This window comes from Gordonia sp. Z-3, assembly GCF_036233855.1.
Lineage (GTDB): Bacteria > Actinomycetota > Actinomycetes > Mycobacteriales > Mycobacteriaceae > Gordonia > Gordonia tangerina.
The window spans coordinates 144675-160235 of sequence record NZ_JAZARS010000009.1 but is presented as its reverse complement, the minus strand read 5'-3'; the positions used below and the strand labels follow the sequence as shown (position 1 = coordinate 160235).

Here is a 15561-nt window from a genome sequence, read left to right as displayed (position 1 = left end):
GGGGAGTCGACAGCTGAACCTGCGCGGCTGGAGATCAGCAGATCTCGATCCCGCCCGGTACCAGATCGCGCCGGATGAAGTTCTCCGAGGCAAGCAGCCGGTCGCGTCGCTCCGGCGGGAGTGCCATCAGCCCCTGGATGGTACGGCTGCGTCGGACCTCGGTGCGGTGTGCCGCGATGGCCGCCGCCTTGCGCTCCCCGTACCGTCCGACATCCAGCGTGAGGTCGATGCCCTCTGGTGGGGTACCGGGCAGGTGGTCGCGACGCACGGAGGCGAACAGGTCGTCGCGCACGTCGTCGACCATCCAATCGGCGATTGTCACGAAGTACACCGATCGGGTCTGCCACGCGTCGCCGGCCGAGCGGTACAGGCGGGGGCTGGCGGCGGCGTCGGCGGCCACCGAGGCCAACCGGTGGGCGTGGATGTGATCGGGATGGCCGTAGATTCCGATGGCGTCGTAGGTGACGATGGCGTCGGGACGCAGCCGCCGGATGTGCTCGACCATCGTGCGCACCGCCGAATCGAAGGGCGCCGCGCAGAATCGCTGCGCTCCCGGAGCAGATTCGGGTACCCGGTCGTCGGCGTACCCCAGCATGATCGGTGGGCCGGGCAACCCGAGTTCGTGCATCGACTCGATCAGTTCGCGATGCCGGTGCGTGCCGTCGGCCCAGGTGCACATGATGAGGTCGGCGGCGCCACCGCGCGCCGTGTGGTGCGCGATCAGGCCACCCGTCCACAACGCTTCGTCGTCGGGGTGCGCGTGCACGAACAGCAGACGAGGAGCTGGCATTCACCGGTCTTTCGATGGTGCGGCGGGGCATCGGCCATCGATACCGCGGTGCGCGTTCGAGCACCGCACAGCGGTCGACCCACCCAGATTAGCCAATGGGGTGGTCGGTAAACTGCGGCTTCGTCAGTGACGGTTGAGCGGAGGTCGATCATGACTGGTCAGACAGAGGTTCGTGAGTTCCAGGCCGAGACGCGGCAGCTGCTGGATCTCATGGTCCACTCGGTGTACTCGAACAAGGACAGCTTTCTTCGGGAGCTGATCTCCAACTCGTCGGATGCGCTGGACAAGCTGCGGTTGGAGTCGCTGCAGGACAAGGAACTCGACGTCGACGCGGGGGACCTGCACATTCAACTCGAGGCAGACCCCGAGGGGCGGACATTGGTGGTCCGCGACAACGGCATCGGCATGTCCCGCGACGATGTCATCAACCTGATCGGTACCGTCGCGCGCTCGGGCACCGCGGAACTGCGGCGCAAATTGGCCGAGGTGAAGGACGCCGCGGCCAGTGAGGAGCTGATCGGTCAGTTCGGCATCGGTTTCTATTCGACCTTCATGGTCGCCGATCGGGTCACCCTGGTGACCCGCCGTGCCGGTGAGGCCACCGGGACCCGCTGGGAATCGACCGGCGACGGCACGTACACGATCGACGATGTCGCCGACGCGCCCCAGGGGACGTCGGTCACCCTGGCGCTCAAACCGGTCGACACCGAGGATCATCTGTACGACTACACCGACGCAGCAAAGCTGCGGGCCTTGGTGAAGCGCTATTCGGACTTCATCGCGTGGCCCATCCGGATGGACGTCGAGAAGCCGGTCGCATCCGACGATTCCGGCGAGTCCGACGAGTCGACGGGCGAACCGCGGACGGACGAACCGAAGACCGAGGTCGTCACCGAAACCATCAACTCGCAGAAGGCGCTGTGGGCCAAATCTGCCGACGAGGTCACCCAGGACGAGTATCACGAGTTCTACCGGCATGTCAGCCATGCCTGGGATGAGCCCCTCGAGGTCATCACGGTCAAGGCCGAGGGCACCTTCGAGTATCAGGCGCTGCTGTTCATCCCGACCCAGGCGCCCTTCGATCTGTTCATGCGGGAGCGATCTTCGGGAATCCACCTGTACGTCAAGCGTGTCTTCATCATGGATGACTGCGAAGAGTTGATGCCGGAGTATCTGCGATTCGTCAAGGGTGTCGTCGACGCCGCGGACCTGTCGCTCAACGTGTCGCGGGAGATCCTGCAGCAGGATCGCCAGATCCGGGCCATCCGCCGACGGCTCACCAAGCGGGTCATCTCCACCGTGGGTGATCTCCGTGACTCGCGTCCGGACGACTACCGGACGTTCTGGGAGAACTTCGGTCGGGTCTGGAAGGAAGGCCTGGTCAACGATTTCGACAATCGCGACGCCATCCTCAAGGCCTCCTCGTTTGCCTCCACCGATTCCGCGGACGGCCTCACCACGCTCGCCGACTACATCGGCCGGATGCCAAGCGGTCAGGACACCATCTACTACATGACCGGCGAGAGCCGACAGCAGATCGAGAACTCCCCACATATCGAGGCGTTTCGCGCCAAGGGCGTCGAGGTGCTGCTGCTGACAGATCCGGTCGACGAGATGTGGGTGACCAGCGGACTCGAGTTCGACGGGAAGTCGTTCACCTCGATCGCCAAGGGAGCGGTAGATCTCGACTCGCTCGATGACACGGAGTCCGACGAGGACAAAGCCGACAAGGAGAAGAAGTCCGAGGAGTTCGCCTCGCTGCTCGAGTGGCTGGCGGAGACATTGGCCGACGACGTGAACGAGGCGCGGTTGTCGTCTCGGCTCACCGATTCGGCCGCCTGCCTGGTGGGCGACACCTTCTCGATGTCACCACAGTTGGAGAAGCTGTACCGCGCATCGGGTCAGGAACTGCCCAAGAGCAAGCGAGCGCTGGAGGTCAACGCCGATCACCCGCTGATCGTCGGCCTCAACAACGCATTCGGCGTCGGCGAGGACCACAGTGCCCTGGTGCCGACGGCGAAGCTGCTCTACGGTATGGCCGTCATCGCCGAGGGTGGCGAGCTGGGCGACCCCGCCGAGTTCGCGAAGCTGTTGGCGGGCAATCTGACCGAGACTCTCCACACCGAGAGTCAGAAGTAGCGAGCCGTCCGCGGCACCTCTCGTCACGCACGGTGGATGTGCGTGACGAGAGGATGGTGTTCTGGCGGCTCCAGTAGCAGCGCGACACCGTCGAGCGTGTCGCCGTAGGGCGCTGCGATGGTGACGTCGGGTGTGGTGGTGCCGATCAGCTCGATGAATCGTGTACGGACCAGGTCGTTGTTGGTCAGGACATTGCCCATCCAGCTCACCCGGGATGACTGCCCGGTCCGGGGATCGCTGCGCCGCAGGGCGGCTCGGACGGAGTCGGCGAGTTCAGCCGCGGCGCGCTGGAGGATGTCGACGGCGACGGTGTCGTCGGTGCGTGCGGCGGCCGACACCTCTCGGGCGAATCCCGCGATGTGGGCGACCCGCTCGGGATCCGCCTGCAGCGCCATGTACAACTCGGGCAGTGGACCGAACGTGGCGTGCGCCGACTGTTCCAGTGGCGTCGGTGCGCCGCGCCCGTCGTAGGCGCGCAAGGCGGCGTCGAGCCCGGCGCGTCCGATCCAGTAGCCGCTGCCCGCGTCGCCGACCAGATGCCCCCAGCCGTCGACGCGTGCGACCCCACCGTCACCGACACCTAGCGTGACCACGCCGGTGCCCGCGGCGATCACCGCGCCCTTCTCGAAACGGTTGGCGGCCAGGTAGGCCGAGACCGAGTCATGCGCCAGCGCGACCGTGTCGGGGCCGACTCCGGCGAGGGCGGCCAGCAATTCGTCCGGACGGGTGGCCTGCGGGGTGAGTCCCGATACGCCCGCCGCCACCGCACCGACGTCGGCACCGGTCGCGGAGATGACATCCCGCGCCACCTCGGCGATCTGTGGAACCACAGGACGATCGGTGTAGATCGGACCGGCGTTGTGTTCGCTCGTGCCATCTCCGAACACTCGGATGCGGGTGCCCGTCTGGCCGCCGTCGATCGCCATCCGTTGCCGGCCGCTCATCGGTCCTCCCATCAGCGCCGAAACTGATCCTCGGGCCTCAACGTACTACGCGAAACGACTCATCGGCGCAGGTGCTCAGGCTGCGGCGTCCTCGGCGATGGTCAGCGCGACGAGATCCGCGTCGTTGGCGCGATGCACCGGCTGCACGGGCACGTCGTGCCGTCGGGCGGCGGCGATCAGCTGGCGCGCCCAGGCGAGATCGTCATCGGAGACACCGTCACGACCCGGGCGGGAGATCAGGAACGCGACCGACTCGGCCTCGAGCGCCTCGATTGCCTCGCCGAGGGTGAATAGGAGCGGATCCACCTCTACCGGTTCAGGTGTCGGTGGCAGGGGCAGCCAATTGAGAACCTTCAACAGACGTCGGTCGGGTCCGACGAAGGCGAACCATAGTCGCGCGCTTCCGAATCCGAGCGGCCCCATCAGAGCGCGCCAGCGTTGGCGCATGTCGTCGGCACCGACGATCGGGTCATGAGCGGTCTCGATGGCGGGGATCGTGCTGTCATCCGTTGTCATGATCAGATCATCGCTGTCTTCCGAACGCAGCCGTGGTTCGTTGTCCACAGGTTGCCGACGCTGTTCATGGCTCGGTTGACTCGTGCCCTCGGATGGCCGAGGATGGTCGGCTCGACCTGGCAGACTGGGCGTATGGGTGTGCTCACGCCGTTGGCGGTGAAAATCGGTTCGATCAGCTGGATGCCGCGCTATCTACCGCAGATCGTGGTGGTGGACAGCGCGCTGCAAAAGCTGACGGGGCAGCGGGTGACCCTGCTGGATGTGGCCGGACTGCCCAACATCACGCTGCGCGTAGCGGGCCGTAAAAGCGGGATTGTTCGGTCGACCCGACTGCTCGCGGTACCGGACGGAGCGGGTGCGTGGTTGATCGCCGGCTCGTACTTCGGCGGACCTGACATGCCCCAATGGGTATTCAATGTGCGTTCGGCCGACACCGTGGAGGTGGGGCATCACGGTACCGTCTCCGCGATGCGGCCACGTGAACTCGACGGTGACGAACGGGTGCGCGCCTGGCGGACATTGGTGAACGTGTGGCCCAACTTCGACCTCTACGTCCAGCGCACGCAACGTCGGATACCGGTGTTCCGGCTGGAGCCGGTCGCAGCCAACTGACCGGCTCCAGCACCGGCACAGTTCAGGCGCCGCGGAAGTCGGGGCGGCGCTTCTCGAAAACTGCGGTGACCGCCTCGGACAGATCCTCACTGGGGAGGAACGCGGAGTTCCATGCGGCGACGTAACGCAGACTGTCCTCGACGCCGGCGCGACGGCTGTGGTCCAGCACCGCCTTGATGCCGTTGACGACGAGCGGGGGATTGGCGGCGATCTCGGCAGCGGTCGCCCGGGCGGTGTCAAGGGCGGCGTCGCGGTCCGGGAGTACTTCGTTGACCAGGCCGATGCGTGCGGCGTGGGCCGCGTCGACATCCTTACCGGTCAGTGCGAGCTCACGAAGGTGGCCGTCACCGATGATCGCCGGCAGGCGGGCGAAGCTACCGACGTCAGCAACCATGGCCACCCGAACCTCGCGGACGCTGAACTTGGCGTCGGCGCTCGCGTACCGCATGTCGACAGCACTGATCAGATCGACTCCGCCGCCGATGCACCAGCCCGCGACTGCCGCGATGACCGGCTTGCGACAGTCGGCGACTGCGCTGATCGCCGCCTGCAGTCGTCGCAGGTTGTCGTGAAACTCGGTGCGCGGCCGCGCTTTCGCACCCTCGGCGAGTACGGGGCCGAGGTCACCACCCATGGCGGCGAGATCCAGCCCGTAGGAGAAATGCGCTCCGGAGCCGGCTAGGACGACCGCACGGACGTCGTCGTCACGGTCGAGCTGCGCAAAGATCTCCGGCAACTCACGCCAGAAATCCGGTCCCATCGCATTGCCCTTGCCTGGCCCGGTGAGTACGACCTCGGCGACGTGGTCGGAAACCGACACCTCGAACGCTTTCCACTGTTGTTGATCGCTCATTCTGAGAAGGCTACCGGGCCGCACCTGCGGCTATGCCGGGTGTCATGGGATCGCTGCGCGCAGTCGGCGAGCGCCTGCCGGCGGAATTCGGTCGTACGCCCGATCCTCGAGGACTTCTCGGTCGATCTCAGATGAGCAGCTGAGCGAAAGCGCGAAGCACACTGCTGCGGGGATGGGGTGGGGTGCGGAATATGCGAAACGCCCACGCCCTGAGAATCAGGTGATGGAGAGCCGCAATGGCATGACGCGCGAGGGCGACGGACCTCGGTGAGGCTGCAGCCCCTGTTCCCTGAGGAGCGTCCGAGATTACGAGGTCGCGTCACGAAGGGTGCTCCCACGCAACCACTCTCACGCAGGACAAGGTGTCACACCCCGCCGCTATCCTGTACCCAACACCTCACCGATCAAGTCCATCCACACCCCTCCCGCAGCACACCAAAGTTGTCAGACCTGACCGATAGTCTGATAGCAGTTCGATTCCCCACCAACGTTTCCCGCCGAAAAGGGAGGAGTCCGGAAATCACTTACCGATCCCTGAGGAGCGATCGAGCTTGCGAGGAATCGTCACGAAGGGTCCACCCACGCAACGACACTCACGCACGAAAAAGTTGTCGGACCCCACCGCTATCCTGAACTCAACACCTCACCGAAAGATCCATCCACACCCCACTTGCAGCGCACCAAAGTTGTCGGACCCGCCCGATAGTCTGATGGCAGTTCGATTTCCCACCAATCCATCCCGACCTCAGAGGCCGTCTTCGCTGGAAAGGAGTGTTTCGTGTTCACGTTCACCGACCGTGCTGCCGACGACGCTCTGCTGGCCTCGAGCAGTCTCGATGAGTTGGCGCAGCATGGTCGCGATTTGTTGCGGTTGAGTAATCAAGCTCAAGCAATCGCGATGCAGATTGCCCGTCAGATCGGGCAATCCACTTACAACGATCGTCTGGCCGGGTACAACGATTTCGTTCCGAACCGGGTCCGCAATGCCGCGGACAAGGCCGCGAAAGGCGAAATCTCGCTGCAGTTGGGTATTTCTAGACGCACAGCCGGTGAATGGGTCGGTCTCGATGAACTACTCGACGAGCACCCCAAGATTCGTGATGCCTTCCGTGCCGGTGATTTGAGGCCCCACCGGCTGGGTGTGGCCATCCGCGGCGCCGCCACGGGCCCCACCGGCGACCTGCGGGAGCGACTGGCAGACCTCGCCGACAACGCCCACACTGACGAACCCGATACCGACGCCGACAGCAAGGATGTCGAGGAGGAACTCGCCCTCGACCTCGACGACCCCGAGGCCGACCTCGATCCCGGCGCCGACGACGCCGGCTCCGACGACGCCGGCACAGACGGTGAGGGCACAGACGGTGAGGGCACCGACGACACTGATAACGCTGCGGCCGAGACCGACCCCGCCACCGACGATCCCGATGATGAGCCGTGGGATTTCGATGATGTGGTGCTCGATCTGGCCAGCCGACCCACCACCGACACTGTACTGCGCGATGATCTCGACGCGATCATCATCAGTCTTGATCCTGATCGGGCGGCCCAGACCCGCGATGACATCACCGATCTGTTCGGGGATGTGACGATCGGTAACGAAGCGTTCGGGCACATGACCGTCGATGCCTGCATCCCCGCTGAACACGGCGTGCACCTGCGTGACCGCATCAGCGCCCTCATCGGACGACGGGTCTGCCGCCGTGATGGGCGCAGCATCAAAGCCCAACGCGTGGCCGCGTTCGCCGAGATCATCAAAGCCCCCGGCGCGAAATTGCGCTGCCACTGTGGCGACGACACCTGCCCCGCCCGCCAGACTCGTACCAGCAACCGGGGGCAGGCCACGGATGCCACCCCGAGTTCGGTCACCGACAGTGAGCGCGACTCGTCGGTCGACACCAGCACGGCTCACGACGCCAGCGCATCGGGCCAAACCGCCGACGAACCCGCGACCGGTGGGCCTGACGCGGCAGAAGAACAGCCGATCACCCTCGCCGACATCGACGAAGACACTGCCGTCGACAGCGACAGCGACTCGAACATCGACAACAACGGCGAGAGTAGCCAATCCGGCACCGGAACCAATGCCGTTGACACCACTCAGGATGCCGCGCCCTCCCCGAAACCGCGACGAGAGTCCATCACCGCACCACCCGCCGAACACGACACCGACGCCGCCGACGCGGAACCGGCCGACGACTCCGCCGAAACCGACAGCGACTCCGACTCCGACTCCGACCTCATCGTCCCCGGCCTGACCCTGCTCCACGACCCCACCGGCCTCGACCCCACCCGCCTGATGGGCTACGGCGCCATCGACCCCGCCCACGCCGCACGAATCGCACCACACGCCACCACCATCACCGCCCGCCCCAGCGAAACCCGCACCGCCAGCGGACTGATCATCTTCGGCAACCGCACACCAGCCCCACCGATCGACCCCACCGGCCACGGCGGTTTCGCCACCCCACCACCGGGGGCGCTGACCTACAGGCCGTCAGCCGCGTTGCGGGCGGAGATCATTCAACTCGACCGGCGCTGCCGCTACCCCTACTGCGGCAGACCATCCGAGGAATGCGAACTCGACCACCTACACAAGTTCTGTCATACCGACCCGTTGGCCGGTGGCTGGACTGTGGGGTTCAACCTCGCACCCCTATGCCGACCCGACCACGACCGCAAACACGACGGGCCGTGGATACCGACCATGCACACCGACCGCACCATCACCTGGCGCAACGCCCGCACCGGCCAGATCATCGTCACCTACCCCAGGTGATCGGCGGCGGGCGCAGCCGTCGCCGTCAGGATGCCACCCGCGGCCGCGGACCCACCACCGCATAGCGTGCGCACACGAATGCCCGGTTTCGCGCCGTGTCAACAAGTTCCAGGTCATATCGTCGGGGGAATAGTGGGCGACCCTCGCCGAGCGTGACCGGCGCGAACGACACCACGATCTCGTCGAGCATTCTCGCGTCAGCGAACTGTGCTGCCAGATCGCCACCACCGACGATCCAGATGTCCTTGCCTCCGGCGGCCGCCACCAGAGCGTCTCGCTTGCTCCCGGGATCGCCGGTGACAACGGAGATGGTATCGGCGATCGGCGTGATCTCGCGGTGGGTGAACACGAAGCACGGAATGTCGTATGGCCACGGCTTTCCATCGCTGACCTCATTCTCGAGTAGCCAGCGATATGTGGTCCAACCCATGATCATGGCGCCGATGTCAGCGATGAACTCGGTGTAGTTCATCGCGCCGCCCTCGTCGATGGGTTGGGTGAGCAACCAGTCCAACGAATCGTCCGGGTCGGCCAGATATCCATCGAGCGTGCTCGCCGTGTAGTAGCGGAATATGGGATGTGAACTCATAGCGTGCCTCCAGATCGGTGTCGGTGCCACATGATGGGGTCGGGATCGGCGCCCGTCGTGTCGATGCCGGCGTCGGCAAGCATCCAACGGACCAGTTGTCGCCGATGAGCAGAAAAGGTCAGGACGTGCGCCCAGATCTGCGACAGCAGAAACGACTCCGGCGGATCGCAGATCGCGTCGACGATGCGATCCGACCACGCCGAGCGGCGATCGATGTCACGGGTCAGGGCCAGCCAACGTGGAGCTATCTCCTGGTGTAGTTCCGTCAACACCGTCACGTCCATCGCAATGTCGAGGTCGGGTGTGTCCTCACCGTCGATGCTGGCCAGCCATGGGGCCTTGCCCGCGACGAGCTGCGTCATGACCTGTGCGATCGATTCCTCTGGACCACTCCACTGCAGCACTTGGTGGCCGGGCAATCGAGGCGCACAGTAATCGGATTCGTCGATTCCTTTGACGATCTCGAGCAGCGCCTCGATGTCCTCGAGGTCGTGGCGTGTCATCATGGCGAGAACGTCACCTGCAGATTCTTCAGTCGCGTTGTCGCTGTCGATGTACAACACGGTCGGCGAATGGAAGTGGATGCCGTTCGGTGACGGCAACCAGTGGCCGCGTACGTCACGGGAACCGAGACGGCTCGGCGCATGGCCGAACGCCCGCGCGAACGCGCGGGCGAATCCGTCCACCGACTCGTAACCCGCAGCAAACGCCGCATCAGTCACCGACGAATCACGCTGGAGCTGCCATGCGGCTCGCTCGAGCATCACCCGACGCCGCATGGCCACCGGCGACTCGCCGACATGACGGGTCAACTGTCGACTGAAGTGAAACGCCGAGGAGTGTGCGCCGGCGGCCATGTCGTCGAGGCTGCGGTGGTCCTCACTCAGCACCGCATCGAGTAACTCGCGGATACGATCACGCCCCGTCTCCTCAACCATGCACTCAGTATCCGCCGGTCGCGTGCCCCGACGCCCGACCATTCTTGCTCTGTTGCGACTGTTGGTCTGTTGCGACCCGACCGCGGTCCTGCGGGGTGACGGCCGGTGGGTCAGGTGTACAGAAATCGAAAAATGTCTACCAACTCGTTGACACCCATCCGAAGGCATGTCTCTAATGATCGAGTGACCTACGACACAATCATTCGTGACGGGCTCTGGTTCGACGGCAGTGGCACTCCGCCGGCCGTCAGATCCATCGGCATCCGCAACGGCGTTGTCGCCGTGGTCTCGGCCGACCGCATCGACGAGACCGGGTGCACAGAAGTGATCGATGCGACGGGCAAGTGGGTACTGCCAGGGATGATCGACATCCACACCCACTACGACATCGAGGTGCTCGCGCAGCCGGAGCTCGCCGAGTCCCTGCGGCATGGGGTGACCACGGTGCTGGTGGGCTCGTGCTCGCTCTCGACCGTCCATGTCAACGGGACCGAGGCGGGAGACTTGTTCGGTCGGGTCGAGGCGATCCCACGCCACCACGTCATCGACACCATCGATACGCACAAGACGTGGTCCAATCCGTCGGACTACGTCGAGGCGCTCGAAAGTCGCCCCCTCGGCCCGAACGTCGCCGCGTTCATCGGGCACTCCGACATGCGGACCGCCGCCATGGGCCTCGACCGCGCCACTCGCAATACAGTGCGCCCCACCGACTCGGAGCAAGCACAGATGGAGCGCTGGCTGATCGACGCGTTGGACGCGGGGTTCGTGGGCATGTCCTCCCAGCAACTGCTCTTCGACAAACTCGACGGCGACACGTGCCGCTCGCGCACCCTCCCGTCGACGTATGCCAAGCCGCGCGAACTGCGACGACTCAAGGCATTACTCCGCAAGACCGGACGGATCCTGCAGGCCGGGCCGGACATCAGCAACCCGGCCGACGTGGGATCGCAGGCGTTCACGTCGCTGGGCATAGGGCGGCGCAAGCTCAAGACAAGTCTGCTCTCGGCCGCCGACATCAAGGCCAACCCCTATGCCATCAAGATCATGGGACCGCTTGCGGGACTGGTCAACCGACTCGGCGGTGACTTCCGCTGGCAGCACCTTCCGGTGCCCTTCGAGGTGTATGCGGACGGCATCGACCTCGTCATCTTCGAGGAATTCGGGTCTGGTGCGGCCGCGCTGCACCTCAAGGCGGAACTCGAACGCGACGAACTGCTGCGCGACGAGGATTATCGACGCCGATTCCGCAAGGACTACGAGTCCAGGTTCGGAACGCGCGTCTGGCATCGCGACTTCTTCGACGCCGAGATCGTCTCCTGCCCGGACGAATCGGTGATCGGGAAGTCATTCGGGCAGGTCGGCCTCGATCGCGGTGGTCTGCACCCGGTCGACGCCTTTCTCGACCTCGTCCTCGAACACGGCACCGACATCCGTTGGCGCACCACCATCTCCAACCACCGACCGGACGTGCTCCAGCAGATGGCCCGCGAACCCGGCATCCAGCTCGGGTTCTCCGACGCCGGAGCCCACCTCCGAAACATGGCCTTCTACAACTTCGGACTGCGACTGCTCAAACACGTTTACACCGCCGAACGACGCGGTGAACCCTTCATGGACGTCGCCACGGCCGTACACCGCATGACCGGTGAGCTCGCCGACTGGTACGGCATCGACGCCGGTCACCTCCGACCGGGTGACCGGGCCGACCTGATGATCGTGGATCCCGACCATCTCGACGATTCGCTCGAGAGCTACGCCGAAGCAGCCGTTCCCGCGTTCGGTGGCATGTCGCGGATGGTCAACCGCAACGACGACACGGTGGTCGCGGTGTTCGTGAGCGGACGCCGGGTGATGGAACGCGGCACACCGACCGAACTGGTGGGGCGGGCCCGAACCGGGCAGTTCCTGCGTGCCGGACGGCGCGGCGACCCGGTGCCGGCGGCACCCTCGGACCTCGATGTGCGGCCGTCCCGGCGACCGGCACTGGCCGAGACCGGGGCCGCCGAGTGAACCCGGCTCCGGCCGACACGGTCCTCGGCCTGTGGCGGGCGCTGTCAGAACGAGACTGGGGCGCGGTGCCCCCGTTCCTCGCCGACGACTGTATCTACCTCGATGTTCCGTTCGGTCCCGCCCTCGCCGCCCGCGGTCCCGTCGACATCATCAAACGCATCAAAGTGGGATTCGAACCGTTGTCGAGCTATCGCAACCACGACGGGTTGCTCGTCGCCAACGGCGACGACGTCATCTATGAGCACTCCGAGACGTGGACATGGCACACCGGCGAGGTCGCCGAACTGCCGTTCGTCACCGTGCACCGGGTGCGCGATGGCCAGATCACCCTGTGGAAGGACTACTGGGATTCGACGACTCTGATCAACAGCGCCCCGCCGACCTGGATGGATGATCTGATGGCTGCCGACACCAGCTGGGTCTACGACGCCACCGGACAGATGTGAGGATCAGTCGCGGTTGAGGCGCGGCAACAACGCCGCCGTCTTCGCGTCGGTCCAGCCCGGCGGTTGCAGAATGTCAGCCCACGCGTAGGGGAGCGCGGACATGTAGTCGTGACCATGACCGTCTGGCACATTCACGGCGACCGCCATGTCGGCGGACACCTGCAGGAAGGTCACGAACGGAATCCACCGAGTCGACGACAGCACATCGCGCCCGCGCGGCTCATCGAGCCAGTCCGGTTCATTCAGGATCAGATTGGGATTCCACCAGGTGATGGGGTCGCTGGCGTGCTGCACGTACACGATGTGCGATGTCGGAGAACCGGATTCGGGGAGGTCGGTCTCGTCGGCGATGAACCGCACCTGGGTGCCGTCGTCATAGACCGGCAGCACCTGCGGGGAACCCTCGTCCCGGTTGTTCGTGGTGTCACGCCACAGGGTGTTGTTGAAGGTCGGACCGCTGAACAACGCACCATCGGTTCGCGCAGCCAACGCCGGAATGGTGCCGAATGCGGACTCACCGGCGAACGAGCCGAGACTCTCGCCGAAGACCACCAGTTTCGGCTGATCCTGCTCAGGCAGAGCACGCACGCGTTCGGACACCGCCTCGAAAAGTGCGCGTCCCGCCTGGCGGGCCCGCTCCTTGTCCACCAGGAACGACAGCCAGCTCGGCAGGTAGGAGTACTGCATGCTGACCGTCGCGGTATCGCCGTTGTACATGTACTCCAGCGAATCAACCGTGGCCTTGTTGACCCAGCCGCTGCCGGTGCTGGATGCCACGGCGACGACGGCCCGGTCGAGGCCGCCGGTGCGCACGAGCTCGTCGGCCGCCAGCTCTGCCTCCTCGCGTAGACTGTCGGCCGACTCCAGCCCGGCGTACACCCGGATCGGTTCCTGTGCCGGCGCGCCGTTGAACACCGACAACGCTCCCACGTCAGGGCCCTTCGCGACGAACACGCGTCCCTCACGCCCCAGCGAGTCCCAGGTGACCAACGAGCCCGGCCCTCCGGATCGCAGTGGCGATGTGGGCGGCGACGTCTCGGCCTTCGTTTCCTCATTGGCCGCGGCAAAACTCGCATTCAGCCATTGCATCGAGTACTTCGCGACGACACCGTTGAGGATGAAGATCGCCAACAAGACCACCACCACGGCGCCCACTGCTGCTGACACCCGCGGTGGCGCAACACGGTTGAGGTGCCGCACACACCAACGCACGGCATACGCAAACAGTCGTCCCAGGCTGACCAGGATGAGGAAGACGACCACACCCATGATCGCGATGAGTGGATACGACCCCCAACTCAGCCGTTGCACACCCATCAGGTCGCGAATGTCGTCCTGCCACTGGGAGAACCACACCAGCATCAGCACCGTACCGACCACCGCGACGACACCGAGCACGATCCACGATCGCCGCGACGGCGGACGCCACGGTTCGTCGCGCGAGATCATGTAGCGCACGAACCAACTGGCGAACACTCCCAGGCAATAGCCGACGGCAGCGGATGCACCGCTCACCACGCCCTGGAAGAAGGCCCCTCGGGGCAGCAGTGAGGGCGTCATCGAGAACCAGACGAACACCAGGGCGACGGTGACCGGCACATACCGATAGCGCCCGAGGTGGCGCCGCCACCAGGGGGCGACCGGCGCCGGACTCGGCGCGTCGATGTCGTCACCGGCCGGCCGCTCGTGCTCGGTCGATGTGGGGTTCTCCGCAGTCACCGGTGCTCCTCCGCTGTTGTCGGCGCGATGACAGTATCAGCGGAGGCCTCGGCATGCCCGTATCTCAGCCCGGGCGGTCACCCCGCAATGCGGTCGCCGGTGTCGGGGTCGAAGAGATGCACCGCACGGTCGACCTGGTGTAACCGCACGGCGTCACCCGCCTTGGCCGGCGCGCGCTCCGACGACCGCGCGACCAACGTCACCGGCTCGCCGTCCAGATTGGCGATGGAGGGGTCGTCGACACGTGCGTAGATGTAACTTTCGCTGCCGAGTTCCTCGAGCAGGGCGACGTCGGCGTCGATGCCGGCGTCGCCGATCGCCAGGTGCTCGGGCCGGATGCCGACGATCACCTTGCCGAGCCCGGAGCCGCGCAGCAGCGCCTGCGATTCGTCGTCGAGATCGACCGTGGAGCCGGCGATGGTGACGGCGCCGTCGTTGACGGGCGCGGTGAACAGGTTCATGGCAGGCGAGCCGATGAATCCGGCGACGAAGGCATTGACCGGGCGGTCGTAGAGATCGGCGGGTGTGGAGAACTGTTGCAGCACGCCGTGGCGCAGGACGGCGACGCGATCGCCCATGGTCATGGCCTCGACCTGGTCGTGGGTGACATACACGGTGGTGGTGCCCAATCGGCGTTGCAGCGCAGCGATCTGGGTGCGGGTCTGCACCCGGAGTTTGGCGTCGAGATTGGACAGCGGCTCATCCATGCAGAACACCTGCGGTTCGCGGACGATGGCGCGGCCCATGGCGACGCGTTGGCGTTGGCCACCGGAGAGCTTGGCAGGCTTGCGGTCCAGGAAATCTGTCAGGTCGAGCAGCCGGGCCGCCTCGGCGACCTTGGCCTTACGCTCCTCGGCAGGAACCCCGCGCATCTTGAGTGCGAAGCCCATGTTCTCGCCGACGGTCTTGTTGGGGTACAGCGCGTAGTTCTGGAAGACCATGGCGATGTCGCGGTCCTTGGGCGCCACGCCGACCATGTTGTCGCCGCCGATACGGATAGCGCCCGAGTCGATCTCCTCGAGGCCGGCGAGCATCCGCAGAGCGGTGGACTTACCGGAGCCGGACGGTCCGACGAGGACGACGAACTCGCCGTCTTCGATGTCGAGGTCGAGGCGGTCGACGGCGAGTTTGTCGGCGCCCGGGTAGACGCAGCAGGCCTGGTCGTAGGTGATGGAAGCCATGTCGAAAATCTCCTGTTGAGAGTCGGTCGAGGGCAGGGAGGG

Annotated in this window: 13 protein-coding genes; 5 read left to right on the top strand and 8 right to left on the bottom strand. The window is 65.4% G+C overall.

The genetic code is table 11. From position 1 onward, the window contains the following. Window positions 1-34: 34 nt before the first annotated feature. Entirely contained in the window at window positions 35-790 is a 756-nt protein-coding gene (locus VX037_RS12695) for a PIG-L family deacetylase (RefSeq protein WP_235724205.1), read from the bottom strand. 150 nt (window positions 791-940) lie between these two features. Here VX037_RS12695 and htpG point away from each other — a divergent pair, with 150 nt between their 5' ends. Further along, the gene (htpG, locus tag VX037_RS12690; protein ID WP_328714518.1) at window positions 941-2929 is read left to right on the top strand and encodes a molecular chaperone HtpG; all 1989 of its coding nucleotides are present in this window, start codon (window positions 941-943) and stop codon (window positions 2927-2929) included. Window positions 2930-2952: 23 nt separating this feature from the next. Here htpG and VX037_RS12685 read toward each other — a convergent pair whose 3' ends face one another. Beyond that, window positions 2953-3873 carry an N-acetylglucosamine kinase gene (locus tag VX037_RS12685; protein ID WP_328714517.1) on the bottom strand — a complete coding sequence of 307 codons (921 nt, stop codon included), beginning with the start codon at window positions 3871-3873 and terminating at the stop codon, window positions 2953-2955. 75 nt (window positions 3874-3948) lie between these two features. Further along, a complete protein-coding gene (locus VX037_RS12680) occupies window positions 3949-4389 on the bottom strand; it encodes a hypothetical protein (protein ID WP_235724202.1) in 441 nt (146 codons plus the stop codon). A gap of 132 nt (window positions 4390-4521) precedes the next feature. Between VX037_RS12680 and VX037_RS12675 the strand changes: the two genes are divergently transcribed. Beyond that, entirely contained in the window at window positions 4522-5001 is a 480-nt protein-coding gene (locus tag VX037_RS12675; RefSeq protein WP_235724201.1) for a nitroreductase family deazaflavin-dependent oxidoreductase, read from the top strand. A 22-nt stretch (window positions 5002-5023) separates the two neighbouring features. Here the strand turns inward: VX037_RS12675 and VX037_RS12670 are convergent, their stop codons facing one another. Then, window positions 5024-5854, bottom strand: coding sequence for a crotonase/enoyl-CoA hydratase family protein (locus VX037_RS12670; RefSeq protein WP_328714515.1), 831 nt, complete (start codon window positions 5852-5854; stop codon window positions 5024-5026). A 778-nt stretch (window positions 5855-6632) separates the two neighbouring features. Here VX037_RS12670 and VX037_RS12665 point away from each other — a divergent pair. Continuing rightward, entirely contained in the window at window positions 6633-8633 is a 2001-nt protein-coding gene (locus tag VX037_RS12665) for an HNH endonuclease signature motif containing protein (RefSeq protein WP_328714513.1), read from the top strand. Between the two features lie 25 nt (window positions 8634-8658). Here VX037_RS12665 and VX037_RS12660 read toward each other — a convergent pair whose 3' ends face one another. Further along, window positions 8659-9222 (bottom strand): dihydrofolate reductase family protein, encoded by a 564-nt coding sequence (locus tag VX037_RS12660; protein ID WP_328714511.1) that lies wholly within the window; start codon window positions 9220-9222, stop codon window positions 8659-8661. After that, window positions 9219-10160, bottom strand: a complete 942-nt coding sequence (locus tag VX037_RS12655; protein WP_235724197.1) for a helix-turn-helix domain-containing protein — start codon at window positions 10158-10160, stop codon at window positions 9219-9221. The genes VX037_RS12660 and VX037_RS12655 overlap by 4 nt, the downstream gene beginning before the upstream one ends. 132 nt (window positions 10161-10292) lie before the next feature. Between VX037_RS12655 and VX037_RS12650 the strand changes: the two genes are divergently transcribed. Together VX037_RS12650 and VX037_RS12645 are read left to right on the top strand one after the other, a co-directional pair. After that, entirely contained in the window at window positions 10293-12173 is a 1881-nt protein-coding gene (locus tag VX037_RS12650; protein WP_328714509.1) for an N-acyl-D-amino-acid deacylase family protein, read from the top strand. After that, on the top strand, window positions 12170-12619 hold the full coding sequence (locus VX037_RS12645; protein ID WP_328714508.1) for a nuclear transport factor 2 family protein: 450 nt from the start codon (window positions 12170-12172) through the stop codon (window positions 12617-12619). The genes VX037_RS12650 and VX037_RS12645 overlap by 4 nt, the downstream gene beginning before the upstream one ends. 3 nt (window positions 12620-12622) lie before the next feature. On the opposite strand, the gene VX037_RS12640 is transcribed toward VX037_RS12645, so the two are convergent. Both VX037_RS12640 and VX037_RS12635 read right to left on the bottom strand, forming a co-directional pair. After that, on the bottom strand, window positions 12623-14338 hold the full coding sequence (locus tag VX037_RS12640) for an alpha/beta hydrolase (protein ID WP_442903664.1): 1716 nt from the start codon (window positions 14336-14338) through the stop codon (window positions 12623-12625). Between the two features lie 77 nt (window positions 14339-14415). Further along, window positions 14416-15519, bottom strand: a complete 1104-nt coding sequence (locus VX037_RS12635; RefSeq protein ID WP_328714507.1) for an ABC transporter ATP-binding protein — start codon at window positions 15517-15519, stop codon at window positions 14416-14418. Between the last annotated feature and the right edge of the window lie 42 nt (window positions 15520-15561).